Below are 15,184 nucleotides of genomic sequence, written 5' to 3'. Positions count from 1 at the left end.
CCCCCTTTTAAAAAAGTTGGCACGCTTTTCGCTTTATGTTTATCAAGCAATGTGAGAACCGCAATCAGTGTCCCTCCGGGTGACCACCAGAGGATTGACGGAACATCCCAAACCAGGAGATCTGAATATGTCTGTTGAACATGTATTGACCATGATGGAAGAGTACAACGTTAAATTCGTGGACTTACGCTTTACCGATACCAAAGGCAAGGAACAGCATGTGTCGATCCCTGCTCATCAGGTAGATGAAGATTTCTTCGAAGACGGAAAAATGTTTGACGGTTCCTCAATGGCCGGCTGGAAAGGCATCAACGAATCTGACATGGTACTGATGCCGATTGCGGAATCCGCCCTGATCGACCCGTTCTTTGAAGTCCCGACACTGGTTCTGCGCTGTGATGTGTTAGAGCCGAACACCATGCAGGGTTATGACCGTGACCCGCGCTCTATCGCCAAACGTGCCGAAGATTTCCTGCGCACCAGCGGTATTGCGGATACCGTCCTGTTCGGGCCTGAACCTGAGTTTTTCCTGTTTGATGACATCCGTTTCGGTGCTGATATCTCCGGTGCTTACTATCATATCAATGATATTGAAGCCGCCTGGAACACCGGTACTGTCTATCCGGAAGGCAACAAAGGCCACCGTCCGCGCGTGAAAGGCGGCTACTTCCCGCTGCCGCCGGTCGATTCCTCACAGGATCTGCGTTCTGAAATGTGTCTGGTCATGGAAGAGATGGGTCTGGTCGTGGAAGCACATCACCACGAAGTCGGTACTGCCGGCCAGAACGAAATCGCTACCCGTTTCAATACCATGACGCTGAAAGCGGACGAAACCCAGATGTACAAATATGTGGTGCAGAATGTGGCGCACCGCTACGGCAAAACCGCGACCTTTATGCCAAAACCGCTGGTCGGCGATAACGGTTCCGGTATGCACTGCCATATGTCTCTGTCAAAAGACGGCGTTAACCTGTTCTCCGGGGATAAATATGCCGGTCTGTCAGAAATGGCGCTCTATTACATCGGCGGGATCATCAAACACGCCCGTGCCCTGAACGCCTTTACCAACCCGACCACCAACTCTTACAAACGTCTGGTGCCGGGCTACGAAGCACCGGTCATGCTGGCTTACTCTGCACGTAACCGTTCGGCCTCAATCCGTATTCCGATTGTGTCCAGCGCGAAAGCCCGCCGTATTGAAGTCCGCTTCCCGGACCCGGCTGCTAACCCGTATCTGGCCTTTGCCGCACAGCTGATGGCCGGTCTGGACGGTATCATCAATAAAATTCATCCGGGCGATGCCATGGATAAAAACCTGTATGACCTGCCGCCGGAAGAAGCAAAAGAAATCCCGACAGTTGCACCGTCTCTGGGCGATGCACTGGATGCGCTGGCAGCGGATCATGAGTTCCTGGTACGCGGCGGTGTGTTTACCGAAGATGCGATTAACACCTATATCGACCTGCTGCGTGCTGATGTTCAGCGCCTGAATATGACGCCGCATCCGGTTGAGTTTGATATGTATTACAGCGTGTGATTCTGATAGTGCCGCCGTTTGGCGGCACTCAGAGTGACAGGTTCCGGTTTATTTTGTTGCCGTGAAGCACTTGACCCGCCGTTGGGCGGGTCCTTTTCTCCTGCGGGGTAAATACGCTACAATGCACCAAATTGGTGCAAAGAGGTGGATAATATGAACCCGGATAACAAACCGCAGGCAGAGCAGCTCCTTGATTCACTGATCAACTGTGTCCTGCTGCTGGATAATGATTTGATTATCCGTTACGCCAATCAGTCGGCCATGCAGTTATTCGCCCAGAGTGCCCGTAAACTCACCGGCACACCGCTCCCTATTTTATACAGCTACCTTTCCCTCGATACCGCCACATTGCAGGCCACACTGGCAGAAGGCCACAGCTTTACTGACAACGATGTGACCCTGGTGGTAAATAACCAAATGCACGCTCTTTCGCTGAGTGCCCAGCCGGTATCCGGCGATTTTATTCTGCTGGAACTGACACCGCTGGACAGTCACCGGCGCATTACTCAGGAACAATTACAGCAGGCGCAGCAGGCCGCCGCCCGTGATCTGGTGCGCGGACTGGCGCACGAAATCAAAAATCCGCTCGGCGGGTTACGCGGTGCCGCACAGCTGTTATCCCGCGCGCTGCCGGACCCGGCACTGCAGGAATACACACAGGTGATTATCGAACAGGCCGATCGCCTGCGGGCGCTGGTTGATCGCCTTCTCGGCCCTCAGCATCCGGGGCAGAAAAGTATGCAGAGCATTCACCATGTGGCGGAGCGCGTTTTTCAGCTCATCAATCTGGAAAAACCGGACAATATCACGCTGGTTAAAGACTACGATCCCAGTTTGCCGGAGTTGTCGCATTATCCCGACCAGATCGAGCAGGTTATCCTCAATATTATGCGCAATGCTCTGGAAGCCCTGCATTCCGCAGGCGGCACCATTATTCTGCGCACCCGCACCGCATTCCAGGTAATGCTGCACGGTGAACGCTACCGGCTGGCCGCCAGGATTGATATTGAGGACAACGGCCCGGGTATTCCGCCGCATATCCTGGATACCCTGTTCTACCCGATGGTCAGCGGCCGCGAAGGCGGCTCCGGGCTGGGTTTATCCATTGCCCGCAATCTTATCGATCAGCATAACGGCAAAATTGAGTTCAGCAGCTGGCCGGGTCACACCTTATTTTCACTTTATCTGCCAATCCGTCAGTAAGCCTGTTGAGGAGGTCATATGCAGCCGGGAAAAATCTGGGTCGTTGATGATGACAGCGCGATCCGCTGGGTGCTTGAGCGCGCACTGAGCAGCGCCGGTTATGCCTGTGTCTGTTTTGACAGTGCTGAAAATGCCCTTGCGGCCCTGAACAGCGGACAGCCGGACGTGCTGATCTCCGATATCCGGATGCCGGGCATGGACGGCCTGTCTCTGCTGGCGGCGGTCAAACAGCATAACCCGTTACTGCCGGTGATTATTATGACCGCCCATTCCGACCTGGATGCCGCAGTGAATGCTTACCAGCAGGGCGCGTTTGATTATCTGCCGAAACCGTTTGATATAGATGATGCGGTCACACTGGTGGCCCGCGCCCTGGAACACTACCGCGAGCAGCATCTGCCGGTACGGCAGGAAGCGGCCGCCGATCCGGTGTCCGGCATTATCGGTGAATCCGCTGCCATGCAGGAGGTATACCGAGTGATAGGCCGGCTATCCCGTTCCTCCATCAGTGTGCTGATTAACGGCGAATCCGGGACCGGGAAGGAGCTGGTGGCTCACGCCCTGCACCATCACAGCCCGCGGGCGGATGCACCGTTTATTGCTCTCAATATGGCGGCGATCCCGAAAGATTTGATTGAATCGGAACTCTTCGGCCATGAAAAAGGGGCATTTACCGGGGCATCACAGGTGCGCCGGGGGCGTTTTGAGCAGGCGGACGGCGGCTCGCTGTTTCTTGATGAAATCGGCGATATGCCGCTCGATATTCAGACACGGCTGCTGCGTGTGCTGGCGGAAGGCCAGTTTTACCGCGTCGGCGGTTACGCACCGGTGAAAGTGGATGTGAGGATTATTGCCGCCGCCCATCAGGATCTGGAGCGGCTGGTGGCGGAAGGTAAATTCCGTGAAGACCTGTTCCACCGCCTGAATGTGATCCGCATGCAGCTGCCGCCGCTGCGGGAACGGCCGGGGGACATTCCGCGTCTGACACGCCATTTTCTGCAGAAAACCGCAAAAGAGCTGGGAACAGAAGCGAAAAGCCTGCATCCGGATACCGAAGCACTGCTGATGCAGTTGCCGTGGTCCGGCAACGTCCGCCAGCTGGAAAACGTCTGCCGCTGGCTGACCGTGATGTCCGCCACCCAGGAAGTGCTGCCGCAGGATCTGCCTGCCGACCTGACCATGACCGCCGCCGGAGAACATATCCGCAGTGAGCACAGCCATAATCCGGCAGCCGGAAACTGGGATCAGCAGCTGGCGCAGTGGGCGGATGCACAGTTACGGGCCGGGAAAACCGATCTGCTGGCGGATGCTCTGCCGCTGTTTGAACGCACCCTGTTACAGTGCGCACTGAATTACAGCAACGGACACAAGCAGGACGCGGCCCGCCTGCTGGGCTGGGGGCGCAATACGCTGACGCGGAAACTGAAAGAAGCCGGGATTGATGACACTGCATCAACCCCGGAAACAGATTAAATCACGCGGGAGAACTGACGCTGACGCATCTGGTTGCGCAGATAAGTATCGAAACACATACAGATATTACGGATAAGCAGCCGTCCGCGCGGTGTAACCACCAGAGCATCGTCGCGGATCTCAACCAGCCCGTCATCCGCCATCAGCTGCAATAATTGCAAATCTTCGGCGAAATGGGTTTTAAAATCCAGGTTATACTGCTTTTCGATCTGTGAATAATCCAGCCGGAAGTTGCAGATCAGCGCCTTAATCACATCGCGGCGCAGGCAGTCTTCCTCTGTCAGCACCAGACCACGGCACAACCCGTTGCCGCGCTCTTCCACCTGTGCATACCAGGTTTTCAGGTCTTTCTGGTTCTGGGCATAGTGATCACCCAGCATGCTGATCGCAGAGACACCAAAGCCCAGCAAATCGCACTCCTCATGAGTGGTGTACCCCTGGAAATTACGGTGCAGGATGCCGTTATTCTGTGCGACCGCCAGCTCATCATCCGGTTTGGCGAAGTGATCCATCCCGATAAACTGATAACCGCTGCCGGTCAGGTTTTCAATCGTCTGCTGTAAAATTGTCAGTTTCTGCTCTGCGGAAGGCAGGTCTTCATCTTTGATTTTCCGCTGGGCGGCAAACAGGTCCGGCAGATGGGCATAGTTAAAGACACTCAGGCGATCCGGTGACAGTTCCGCCACCCGTTTCAGGGTAAAAGCAAAACTTTCCGGCGTCTGTTTCGGCAGCCCGTATATCAGGTCGATACTGACGGATTCAAACCCGGTTGCACGGGCACGCTCCACCAGCGCAAAAATCGTCGCTTCATCCTGCTCGCGGTTGACCAGGCGCTGCACTTCTTTGTTGAAATCCTGCACCCCCATGCTCAGGCGGTTAAATCCTTCCGCCCGCAGATGGTCGATAACGTCCAATTCTATTTCACGCGGGTCGATTTCAATGGAAAGCTCGGCATCCGGCGCAAAGCGGAAATGCTGACGCAGCATACCGGTCAGACGGCTGATCTGTGCTTTATCGAGATAGGTCGGCGTACCGCCGCCCCAGTGCATCTGATGCACTTCGCGTCCGGCAAACAACGGGGCACGGGCGGCGATTTCTTTCTCCAGCACGGCCAGGTATTCATCCGCCTTATGCTTCTGACGGGTGACTAATTTATTACAGCCGCAGAAGTAACATAATTTATGGCAGAACGGGATATGCACATATAACGACAGCGGGCGCTCCGGATAGCGGTTTGCTGAGGCGATAAAATCACTGTCACTGTACTGCTGATTAAATTCCAGTGCGGTCGGATACGAAGTGTATCGCGGACCGGAATAGTTATATTTCCGGATCAATGCCAGATCCCAGATGATCGCGTCAGACATGCTCTCCCCTTTGCCTCACCATTGCAGAATTAATGTATTTCCGTTCTCTGACGGTTTTGTGTGCCGCACAGTTTATCGGATCTGCCGCCCGATTAATATGATCGTGCCACAGACGGATAATCAGACGGATCACTATAATGCAGTCAGCATCGCCGCCAGCCCGAACAGGACACCGGGGGCATTGGCGACCGCAACCGGCAGATCTTTCACTTTAAGGCCGTAAATCACCCAAAGTGTACAGTTAAATGCGGCAGCCAGCGGCTGCAGCGGTGACGTTTTATGTCCCGCCAGATTATCCATAATCTGTGGAATATAGGAGACATACATACAAAATGCCGTAAAGGTTGCCACCCAGCCGAGGCAGCGGATAAAGCGGCTGTGATCGTGCGGCGGACGTTTTGTATCACTCATTGGTTTCTCCCGGTGAACAGCATCAGCATAATCCCGTATTACTCTTCAGAATTATTTATTATTCTCAGTAAGATATCTGCCATAACTGTCACAGAAAAACCGCCGCACGGCGCTGTTTAATCCTCTGTTAAGGCAGATAACACGGCAAACACGTAGGCTTAAAATAAGAAAACCGGCATAACAGTCGCCCGTTACGCCGGTTTTGATGCAGTACCGCCGGTTTCAGTAAAATAACTGAGGATCAGCGCCCTTTCAGCAGTTGCATGATGTCGTCGGTTTTCTCTTCATCATCATCTTCATCAAGAGAAATACCGAGTTTTTCCATCAGCGCGTCGATACGTTCCAGCATGGTATCAACGTAGGTGTTTTCTTCTGCGGTCAGGGTTTCGTTGTTCTCCAGGCGCAGCAACAGTGCATCGAGACGCTCGTCATTCTCGAGTTTTGCCAGTTCCTCTTCAGGAGACAGTCTGGCTTTGACCGGCTCAGCCGGTTTTTTTACCGCCGGTTTGACGGAGGTTTTACCTTCCGCAAACAGCGGAACCGGTTTTTTACTGCCGATACGCGGATCAGCAACCGTATTCTCCGCACCACGGCCGGTCTTGCGGGCATCATCCTGCTGACGGGCACCGGACGGATTACCGCGGTGTTTTTTCTGCCGTTTGCGTTCACGGCCTTCCGCGTTGAGCTCCTCACGGCTTTTCTTTGGTGTCCGTGACCGGGCTGGTTTTTTTGAAATAGCGGCCATATACCTTACTCGCTTAAAAATAACTGATTAATTTGTGTTAACATTTACCACGTAAATGAACAGTACAAAACTATATTCATGGCTTCCGGGCTGCCCGCAGCCATGACAATGATTCGCTGGCGGCTAGTTTACCCTGATTTCCGTCAAAACGATCTATCATTTCGCCTCCGGGTGAATAATGAACACAGCCATTATTTTAACCAAGATATAGAATTATGCACTTTTCACAACAAACGTCGCACCGCCCTGTCTGGTTTTGGGTCACTGCTTATGTCACGCTCTGGATTATTGTCAGCTACGGATTGGATCCGACGGTGCCCTACGATGCCGTGGAAGCCCTGAACTGGGGCAAAACCGGTGAATGGGGTGCACCGAAAAATCCGTGGCTGGTCGGTATGCTGATGTACCCGGTCATCGCCTTCCCTGACCTGATTGCTGCCGATTTTTACTGGTACTTCATTCATTTTACCGGCATCGGTATTGGTATGTGCGGGGTGTGGTATCTGACACACCGCCTCACACAGCGTTCTGATTACGCCTGGCTGGCACTGTTGTCACTGAATCTGTCGGGGATCATTAATTTCGATTTAATCCCTTATAATGATAACTATATCCTGGTCACCTTCTGGCCGTGGATGCTGTACTTTTTTGTCCGCGCCGTTTATGACAATCCGGCCTGGTGGATTGGTTTTGCACTGACATCCGGGCTGGCGACCATGGGGAAATATTCCACGCTCGCACTCACCGGGATGGTCTTTATCTTCACCCTGTTTGTGCCGAAAGCGCGGGAAAGTTACCGTTCCCCCTGGTTTTATGCTGCGATAGCCATCTGGTTTGCACTGGTCGTCCCGAATATTATCTGGCTGATGAATAATGATTTTGCCGCCTTTAAATGGGTCGATTCACAGATTAAAACCGGCCTGACCCTGAAAACCACCGGTTCACTGTTTACGGTGTTCTATCCGCTGATCATTATTGCCGTCATTATCCGCCTGAAAGGCGGCCGTTTCGGCTGGCCGGAAGAGCAGGCAAAACGGCTTATCAATATTATGATTCTGGCACCACTCGCGGTGATTTATGTCTGGTTCACCTTCCATCAGGGCGGACGTATTACCGAGTGGCTGCAGCCTTTTGTTCTGCTGTGTATTCCGGCACTGATCTGCTCTGTGGTCACACCGCCGGTAAAACCGCTGAAAAACGTGATGAACGGGCTGATAGTCTTTGCCGTCATTGTGATTACGGGCTATGCCGCAGTGATGGGATTCAACATCCGTGACGCCGGACAAAAAAATATCGGGATGAAAACCTTTACGGCGGAGGCAGAAAGCTGGTGGGAACAGGAAACCGGAAAACCGCTGAAATACACCGGCGGGGAATATCTGCATGAATGGGTAACGTTTTACGGTAAACATCAGCCGGAAACACTTCAGCCGTGGATCAATGAGTTCGGCCATGATTACCGGGCAACCAATATTTATAATCTGCATGTCACCCGGGATGATATCCGCCGTCACGGTGCGCTGCTGATCGGCAAAATAAACCGGACCTGTGCCGATGAGCCGTTTACCGGTGCCCTGGAAGACTGGCCGGATCTGGTTATCGTGAAGCGTAAACAGGTGGTCTATCAGTCACAGCCGGGCGCAAAAGAAGAGGCGGTCTGCCTGGGGATTGTCCGGCCGGAACAATAAAGCAGACACAAAAAACCCCCGGCAGCGGGTTGCCACCGAGAGTATGTTCAGTAAATTGCCGCGATTACTCTGTCACTTCATCCTGCCCGGTGGCACGGCGCTGTTTCATCGCCCGGTAGAGCCACAACGCGATAATCACAATAAAGACGGCAGAAAAGTAGTTTGATCCGGCTTCCGGATATTCTGCGCGCATCAGGGCGTTATAGGAGAACAGACCCAGGAAGAACGTACCGGTCACCAGTTTCGGCATGCCTTCCGGCAGCATCTGATTGAGGTAACGCTGATGGAAACAATAGACCGCAAGGCACAATGCCAGAACCGGAAAAACCGAAAAATGGACTGCGGAATTAAAAAGTGCTGAAAAAGTACCGTGTACTGAAAGCCCGACAATAAAAGCGAGCAGTAAGGTTCCTTTGTCACGGCGATGTTGTTCCGTCATAACGTTCTCCTTGGTGATGAGTGTCAGATTAATGGGGTGTTGTAATCGGGGTCATGCATTTTCTCTTGTTCGCGGCGGTACCAGTAATACGCGCCTCTGGCGATCATCCGCAGCTGTAATACCAGCCGCTCTTCCAGGTGTGCCCGCTTTTCCAAATCAATATCCAGTGCTTCCGCACCGGCGCTGAAAACGATGGTCACCATCGATTCTGCCTGCAATTCAGTAAACTGACGCGGCATTTTACTTTCCAGTTCCAGATAGTCTGCCAGTTCTGCAATAAAATGCTGGATTTCCCGTGCGACCGCCGCACGGAATTCCGCGGATGTGCCGGAGCGCTCACGCAATAATAACCTGAAAGCGTTGGGGTTATTACCGATAAACTCCATAAATGTCGCAACTGATGTCCGGATCACACTCCCGCCCTTGGCGATACGCTGACGCGCCTGACGCATCAGCTGGCGCAGCATCAGCCCGCTCTCATCCACCATCGTCAGCCCCAGTTCATCCACATCTTTGAAATGACGATAAAAAGAGGTCGGGGCGATCCCGGCTTCACGGGCAACCTCGCGCAGGCTCAGACTGGTGAAGCTGCGCTCGGCGCTGAGCTGACTGAAGGCAGCTTCAATCAGGGCCCGGCGGGTTTTTTCTTTCTGTTTTGCTCTTACACCAATCACGTTACTCACGGAATTCAGACTCTCAATTTATTCAGACGGATCAATATAACAAACTTAATACTTTTTTCAGTGATGATTAGCTTATGGCCGGTGAAATTCCTGAAAAAAAGATTTTCCGAAGTGTGACCTGTAAACCTTACTAATCATAGGCTGATTTTCCATCTGATGTTAAGATGATGTTGTTAACTTATGTATAAACAGGTTACTTCTCATATGCAACAGAACCAGTTTGATGCCATTGTCATCGGCTCCGGCCCGGGTGGTGAAGGTGTGGCAATGGGACTTGTGAAGCAGGGAAAACGGGTTGCCGTAATTGAGCGTTATGATGACGTCGGCGGCGGCTGTACCCACTGGGGAACGATTCCTTCCAAAGCGCTGCGCCACGCGGTCAGCCGTATTATCGAATTTAACCAGAATCCGCTGTACAGTGATAACTCCCGGGTTCTGAAATCGTCATTTTCTGAGATCCTGGCTCACGCCGGCCGGGTTATTACCCAGCAGACCGGCATGCGCCGTGGTTTTTACGAGCGCAACGGCTGTACCATGTTCTGCGGCGAAGCTAAATTCACCGAGGAGGGTGATGTCCGTGTGCGCTACAGTGACGGCAGCTGCGATATTCTCCGTGCGGAGAATGTGGTTATCGCCACCGGTTCGCGCCCGTACTGCCCGCCGGATGTGGATTTCAGCCACTCCCGCATCTATAACAGCGACACCATTCTGTCACTGACACACGAACCGCGCCATGTGATCATTTATGGTGCCGGGGTTATCGGCTGTGAATATGCCTCTATTTTCCGTGGTCTGAGTGTGAAGGTGGATCTGATCAACACCCGCGACCGCCTGCTGGCGTTTCTCGACCAGGAGATGTCAGACGCACTTACCTATCATTTCTGGAACAACGGCGTGGTTATCCGCCAGAATGAAGAGTATGAGCGGATTGAGGGCACGGATGACGGTGTGATTATTCACTTCCGTTCAGGGAAAAAAGTGAAGGCGGACTGCCTGCTCTTTGCCAACGGCCGCACCGGTAACACCGATAATCTCGGTCTTGAGCATGTCGGGATCACCGCTGACAGCCGGGGACTCATCAGTGTCAATGATACCTACCAGACCAGCAATCCGGCGATTTATGCAGTCGGGGATGTTATCGGCTACCCGAGCCTCGCCTCGGCGGCCTATGACCAGGGGCGGATTGCCGCCCGCGCTATCACTCATGACGGCAATGCACCGCTGCATCTGATAGAGGATATCCCGACCGGGATTTATACCATTCCGGAAATCAGCTCGGTCGGTAAAACAGAGCAGCAGCTGACGGCGATGAAGATCCCGTATGAAGTGGGCCGGGCACAGTTCAAACATCTGGCACGGGCGCAAATTGCCGGGCTGGATGCAGGCAGCCTGAAAATTCTGTTCCACCGCGAAACCCGGCAGATTCTGGGGATCCACTGCTTCGGCGAGCGTGCGGCTGAGATTATCCACATCGGCCAGGCGATTATGGAACAGAAAGGTGAAGGTAATACCATCGATTATTTCGTCAATACCACCTTCAACTACCCGACAATGGCGGAAGCCTACCGGGTTGCCGCACTGAACGGACTTAACCGCTTATTTTAAGCCGCAGGCTCCTGCTGGTAATAAGCACACATTTTTGCACGGATAGCCTCTGCCAGCTGGCTGTAACGGCTGCGCAGCGGCGACCCCGGACGGTAAACCAGGATCACTTCACGGAAAGGCTCCGGATTGGTGCAGGAGAGATAACACACGCCGTCGCGTTTGTGCTCCGGCGGAATCGCCAGATCCGGCAGTAACGTGATACCGCTGCCTGCCGCCACCATATTGCGCAGGGTTTCCATACTTGTCGCCCGGAAGTGGGTATCTTCCCGCGCACCGGCCTGGAAACAGAATCCCATCGCCTGATCACGCAGACAGTGCCCGTCTTCCAGCATCAGCAGTTTTTCCCCGGCCAGCTCATGCATTTCCACTTCCTGACGGGATGCCCACGGGTGCTCATCATAAATCGCCAGTTTCATCGGCTCATTAAACAGCGGCTCTTCAATAAAGCTGCCGGTTTCTTTTACCCGCGCCAGAATCGCGCAGTCGAGTTTCCCGCTGTCCAGTTGCGCCAGCAGCTGATGGGTCTGGGCTTCATGCAGATACATCTCGAGCTTCGGCCACAGCCGGTGCAGTTCCGGAATGATATGCGGCAACAGATACGGGGCGATGGTCGGGATCAGCCCGATATGCAGCGGCCCTGCCATGCTTTCTCCCTGAAGGGAGGCCATTTCCTCAAGAATTTTCACTTCCCGCAGAATGGTCCGGGCCTGATCCACCAGCAGCATTCCCTGCTGGGTAAACAGGACTTTGCGGCTGGTGCGCTCCAGCAGCATCACACCCAGTTCATCCTCGAGCTTGCGGATCTGTCCGCTCAGTGTCGGCTGGCTGACATGACAGGCATCTGCCGCGCGGCGAAAGTGATTATGCTCAGAAAGTGCCACCAGATATTCCAAATCCCGGATATTCATGCCTGTGTCTCCGTCTGCGATTAATAGATAAAATCAATTGATAACTATCATAACGCAACTGCATTGTTAGTCGAGCTTAAATCACAGGACGGAAACAGACAGAAAATCCATAGCGTTACCGGTAAGAAAGCATAACTGTCAGACCGGATCGGGAAATACCGGCAACACTGATAGCAGTGTGCAGGAAATGCAGGATACCTTAATGGTCAGAATACAGCAGAGCCCGGTACGGTCATCAGGAAAACCCATAATGCCCTTACCCGGCGCTGGCCGAAAGGCGAAAAGATTATTGCGGATTTCCTGAAGGTATCACCGGCCGGAATCCGGCTTTCGCGTTATAGGCAAAAATATACTGATGGCAATAATTACCCCCGGCTCACAGGAAAAGAGGGTGAGCCGGGGACAATACATTACGTCACACCAGTTTCAGCCGGATTTTGGCTTCACTGATAGCCGCAGCCACCTGCTCCGGTGAAACACCGCCTTTCGCACAGCGTTTCTCCAGACAGGACTGAAGTGACAGTATGTCATACACATCCAGGGCAATCGCCGGGCTGAATTCCTGCAGTTCTGTCAGCGGCATTTCTTCCAGCGCCACGCCTTTTGCTATCGCGCCGACCACCACTTCACCGACAATATGATGCGCCTCGCGGAACGGAACGCCTTTTGCCACCAGGTAATCCGCCAGTTCTGTCGCGTTGGCATAACCCTGTTTGGCCGCTTCCTCGCAGCGCGGACGTTTCACCTGAATGCCTTCCAGCACCAGTGCCGCCATATGCAGGCAGTCCAGCCAGCTGTCGAGTGCATCAAACAGCCCTTCTTTGTCTTCCTGCATATCCTTGTTATAGGCGAGCGGCAGACCTTTGAGGGTCATCATCATACCGGTCAGTGCGCCCTGCACCCGGCCGCATTTGCCACGGATAAGCTCGAGAGCATCCGGGTTCTTTTTCTGCGGCATCAGGGAAGAGCCGGAGGTGACGCGGTCAGATAATTCAATAAACGCTGCTTCGCCGCTGTTGAAGAAAATCATATCTTCAGCAAAGCGGGAGAGATGCACCATGCTGATCGCCGCATCACTGAGCAGTTCCAGTACATGGTCACGATCAGACACACTGTCGAGGCTGTTGCGGGTTGCACCGGCGAATCCCAGCCAGCCGGCCAGCTGTTCCCGGTCGATGGCATACGCGGTTCCGGCCAGCGCACCCGAGCCGAGCGGGCTGTAATCAAAACGCGCCAGGGCATCGCGGACACGGCTTTCATCCCGCGCCAGCATTTCACTGTACGCCAGGCACCAGTGAGCAAATGTCACCGGCTGCGCCCGCTGTAAGTGGGTGTAACCCGGCATCACCGCATCCTGATTCTGCTCCGCCGTCAGCACCAGCGCCTGCTGTAATTCCTGTAATGCCGCGAGGATCTGACTGACCGCCTCTTTGCACCACAGTTTTAAATCCGTCGCCACCTGGTCGTTACGGCTGCGTCCGGTGTGGAGTTTTTTCCCCAGATCGCCGACTTTGCCGATCAGTTTGCCTTCCACCCAGCTGTGGATATCTTCCGCATCACTGCGCAGAATGGCACGCGGATCGGCCTGCACTTCCGCCAGCAGCTCATTCAGTGCCTGCTCCAGCGCCGCCTGCTCCTGTGCGGTCAGCACATTGACCGTCACCAGTGCTTTCGACCAGGCCACAGAGCCGGTGATATCCTGCTCCGCCAGACGATAGTCGAATCTCAGCGAGTCGTTGAATTGTTTGAACCGTTGATCTGCTTCCTGACTGAAGCGTCCGCCCCACAGTGCCATACTTTTTCCCTTTCTGTTTTTAATGATAAATCAGTCTGATGCACGTCCCTGTGCATAATCTCCCTGTCTCCCGCCGGTTATTTCTGCGCTTTCAGCGCACGGATCCGCGAGGAGAGTGAATACAGGCGGATAAAGCCGCCCGCATGGCTGTGGTCATACACGTCATCTTCGCCGAAAGTGGCGAACTCTTCGGAATAGAGGCTGTTGGCGGACTGTTTCTGGATCGCCGTGACCTGTCCTTTATAGAGTTTCAGCACCACTTCACCGCTGACCTCTTCCGCCAGGGAATCCGCAGCTGCCTGAATGGATTTACGCAGCGGGGCAAACCAGCGGCCGTCATACACCACATAGGACATTTCCAGGCCAATCTGCTGACGCCATTTGAAGCTGTCGCGGTCGAGGATGATCTCTTCCAGTCCGCGCAGTGCCGCCATCATGATGGTGCCCCCCGGGGTTTCATAACAGCCGCGGGATTTCATGCCCACCAGCCGGTTTTCAATAATATCAATCCGGCCGATACCGTGTTTCGCACCCAGTTCATTCAGGGCATTCAGGCAGTTATACGGAGACAGCGCTTTGCCGTTCACCCCGGTGACTTCACCGGCCTTAATGGTGACAGTGACCAGCTCCGGCTGATCCGGGGCTTCCTGCGGATCTGCGGTCCATACCCAGCAATCCGCATTCGACTGATTCCACGGGCTTTCCAGCACGCCGCCTTCGGTAGAGATATGCCACGCGTTTTCATCACGGCTGTAGATTTTTTCCAGGGATGCGGTGGTCGGGATATTACGGACTTTCAGGTAATCCAGCAGCGCCTCACGGGAACGCAGATCCCACTCACGCCACGGTGCAATGACTTTCAGCTGTGGCGCCAGGGCGGTGTAGGTTCCCTCAAAACGCACCTGGTCATTCCCTTTGCCGGTCGCACCGTGTGCAAGCGCATCCGCGCCGACTTTCAGTGCCAGCTCCACCTGAGCTTTGGCGATAATCGGCCGCGCCATCGATGTACCGAGCAGATATTTACCTTCATACAGTGCGCCGCTTTTCAGCACCGGATAGACAAAATCTTTGATAAATTCTTCACGCAGATCGACGACATAGCAGGAAGACGCCCCGGAGTTCAGTGCTTTCTGCTCGACACCGTCGAGATCTTCCGCGCTCTGGCCGATATTGGCGACAAATGCCACCACTTCGCAGTTATCATAATGCTCTTTCAGCCACGGAATAATCGCCGATGTATCCAGACCGCCGGAGTAAGCCAGTACGATTTTTTTAATGCCTGTTTTTTTTGCCTCTGTCATAACCCTGTCCTTTCAGTAAATGTTATCCG

At 53.9% G+C, this 15,184-nt stretch carries 13 protein-coding genes and 1 pseudogene; 6 read left to right on the top strand and 8 right to left on the bottom strand.

Annotation, left to right across the window (positions count from 1 at the left end; translation table 11 throughout):
- Positions 1-127: 127 nt before the first annotated feature.
- The 3 genes from glnA to glnG all read left to right on the top strand — a co-directional run bounded on the left by glnA (position 128) and on the right by glnG (position 4,213).
- Positions 128-1,537, top strand: coding sequence for a glutamate--ammonia ligase (gene glnA, locus HMPREF3119_RS07010; protein WP_004236580.1), 1,410 nt, complete (start codon positions 128-130; stop codon positions 1,535-1,537).
- Between the two features lie 153 nt (positions 1,538-1,690).
- The gene (gene glnL, locus HMPREF3119_RS07005; protein ID WP_004236581.1) at positions 1,691-2,740 is read left to right on the top strand and encodes a nitrogen regulation protein NR(II); all 1,050 of its coding nucleotides are present in this window, start codon (positions 1,691-1,693) and stop codon (positions 2,738-2,740) included.
- 18 nt (positions 2,741-2,758) lie between these two features.
- Positions 2,759-4,213, top strand: a complete 1,455-nt coding sequence (glnG, locus tag HMPREF3119_RS07000; protein WP_070579119.1) for a nitrogen regulation protein NR(I) — start codon at positions 2,759-2,761, stop codon at positions 4,211-4,213.
- Here the strand turns inward: glnG and hemN are convergent.
- From hemN to yihI, 3 genes are all read right to left on the bottom strand, one after another.
- A complete protein-coding gene (gene hemN / locus HMPREF3119_RS06995) occupies positions 4,210-5,580 on the bottom strand; it encodes an oxygen-independent coproporphyrinogen III oxidase (protein ID WP_070579116.1) in 1,371 nt (456 codons plus the stop codon). The genes glnG and hemN overlap by 4 nt on opposite strands.
- A gap of 132 nt (positions 5,581-5,712) precedes the next feature.
- On the bottom strand, positions 5,713-5,991 hold the full coding sequence (locus HMPREF3119_RS06990; RefSeq protein WP_004236584.1) for a SemiSWEET family transporter: 279 nt from the start codon (positions 5,989-5,991) through the stop codon (positions 5,713-5,715).
- A gap of 241 nt (positions 5,992-6,232) precedes the next feature.
- Entirely contained in the window at positions 6,233-6,736 is a 504-nt protein-coding gene (yihI, locus tag HMPREF3119_RS06985) for a Der GTPase-activating protein YihI (RefSeq protein ID WP_032098012.1), read from the bottom strand.
- Between the two features lie 215 nt (positions 6,737-6,951).
- Here yihI and HMPREF3119_RS06980 point away from each other — a divergent pair, with 215 nt between their 5' ends.
- The gene (locus tag HMPREF3119_RS06980) at positions 6,952-8,424 is read left to right on the top strand and encodes a glycosyltransferase family 39 protein (RefSeq protein WP_070579113.1); all 1,473 of its coding nucleotides are present in this window, start codon (positions 6,952-6,954) and stop codon (positions 8,422-8,424) included.
- 64 nt (positions 8,425-8,488) lie between these two features.
- On the opposite strand, the gene HMPREF3119_RS06975 is transcribed toward HMPREF3119_RS06980, so the two are convergent.
- Entirely contained in the window at positions 8,489-8,863 is a 375-nt protein-coding gene (locus tag HMPREF3119_RS06975) for a YijD family membrane protein (protein WP_004236587.1), read from the bottom strand.
- Between the two features lie 23 nt (positions 8,864-8,886).
- Entirely contained in the window at positions 8,887-9,546 is a 660-nt protein-coding gene (fabR, locus tag HMPREF3119_RS06970; RefSeq protein WP_024473636.1) for an HTH-type transcriptional repressor FabR, read from the bottom strand.
- Positions 9,547-9,750: 204 nt separating this feature from the next.
- On the opposite strand from fabR, the gene sthA reads away from it, so the two are divergent.
- Entirely contained in the window at positions 9,751-11,151 is a 1,401-nt protein-coding gene (sthA, locus tag HMPREF3119_RS06965; RefSeq protein ID WP_015422398.1) for a Si-specific NAD(P)(+) transhydrogenase, read from the top strand.
- On the opposite strand, the gene oxyR is transcribed toward sthA, so the two are convergent.
- Positions 11,148-12,059, bottom strand: coding sequence for a DNA-binding transcriptional regulator OxyR (gene oxyR / locus HMPREF3119_RS06960; RefSeq protein ID WP_004236590.1), 912 nt, complete (start codon positions 12,057-12,059; stop codon positions 11,148-11,150). The two genes, sthA and oxyR, sit on opposite strands and share 4 nt — an antisense overlap.
- A gap of 249 nt (positions 12,060-12,308) precedes the next feature.
- On the opposite strand from oxyR, the pseudogene HMPREF3119_RS18765 reads away from it, so the two are divergent.
- A pseudogene (locus tag HMPREF3119_RS18765) lies at positions 12,309-12,509 on the top strand (helix-turn-helix domain-containing protein); the annotation flags it as partial.
- Here HMPREF3119_RS18765 and argH read toward each other — a convergent pair.
- Both argH and HMPREF3119_RS06950 read right to left on the bottom strand, forming a co-directional pair.
- The gene (argH, locus tag HMPREF3119_RS06955) at positions 12,475-13,854 is read right to left on the bottom strand and encodes an argininosuccinate lyase (protein ID WP_032098014.1); all 1,380 of its coding nucleotides are present in this window, start codon (positions 13,852-13,854) and stop codon (positions 12,475-12,477) included. The pseudogene HMPREF3119_RS18765 and the gene argH sit on opposite strands and share 35 nt — an antisense overlap.
- Positions 13,855-13,931: 77 nt before the next feature.
- A complete protein-coding gene (locus HMPREF3119_RS06950; RefSeq protein WP_004240778.1) occupies positions 13,932-15,155 on the bottom strand; it encodes an argininosuccinate synthase in 1,224 nt (407 codons plus the stop codon).
- Between the last annotated feature and the right edge of the window lie 29 nt (positions 15,156-15,184).

Source organism: Morganella sp. HMSC11D09 (assembly GCF_001807955.1).
Classification (GTDB): Bacteria; Pseudomonadota; Gammaproteobacteria; order Enterobacterales; family Enterobacteriaceae; genus Morganella; species Morganella morganii.
The sequence above is the reverse complement of the archived record's forward strand: the minus strand, read 5'-3'. Positions and strand labels throughout refer to the sequence as shown.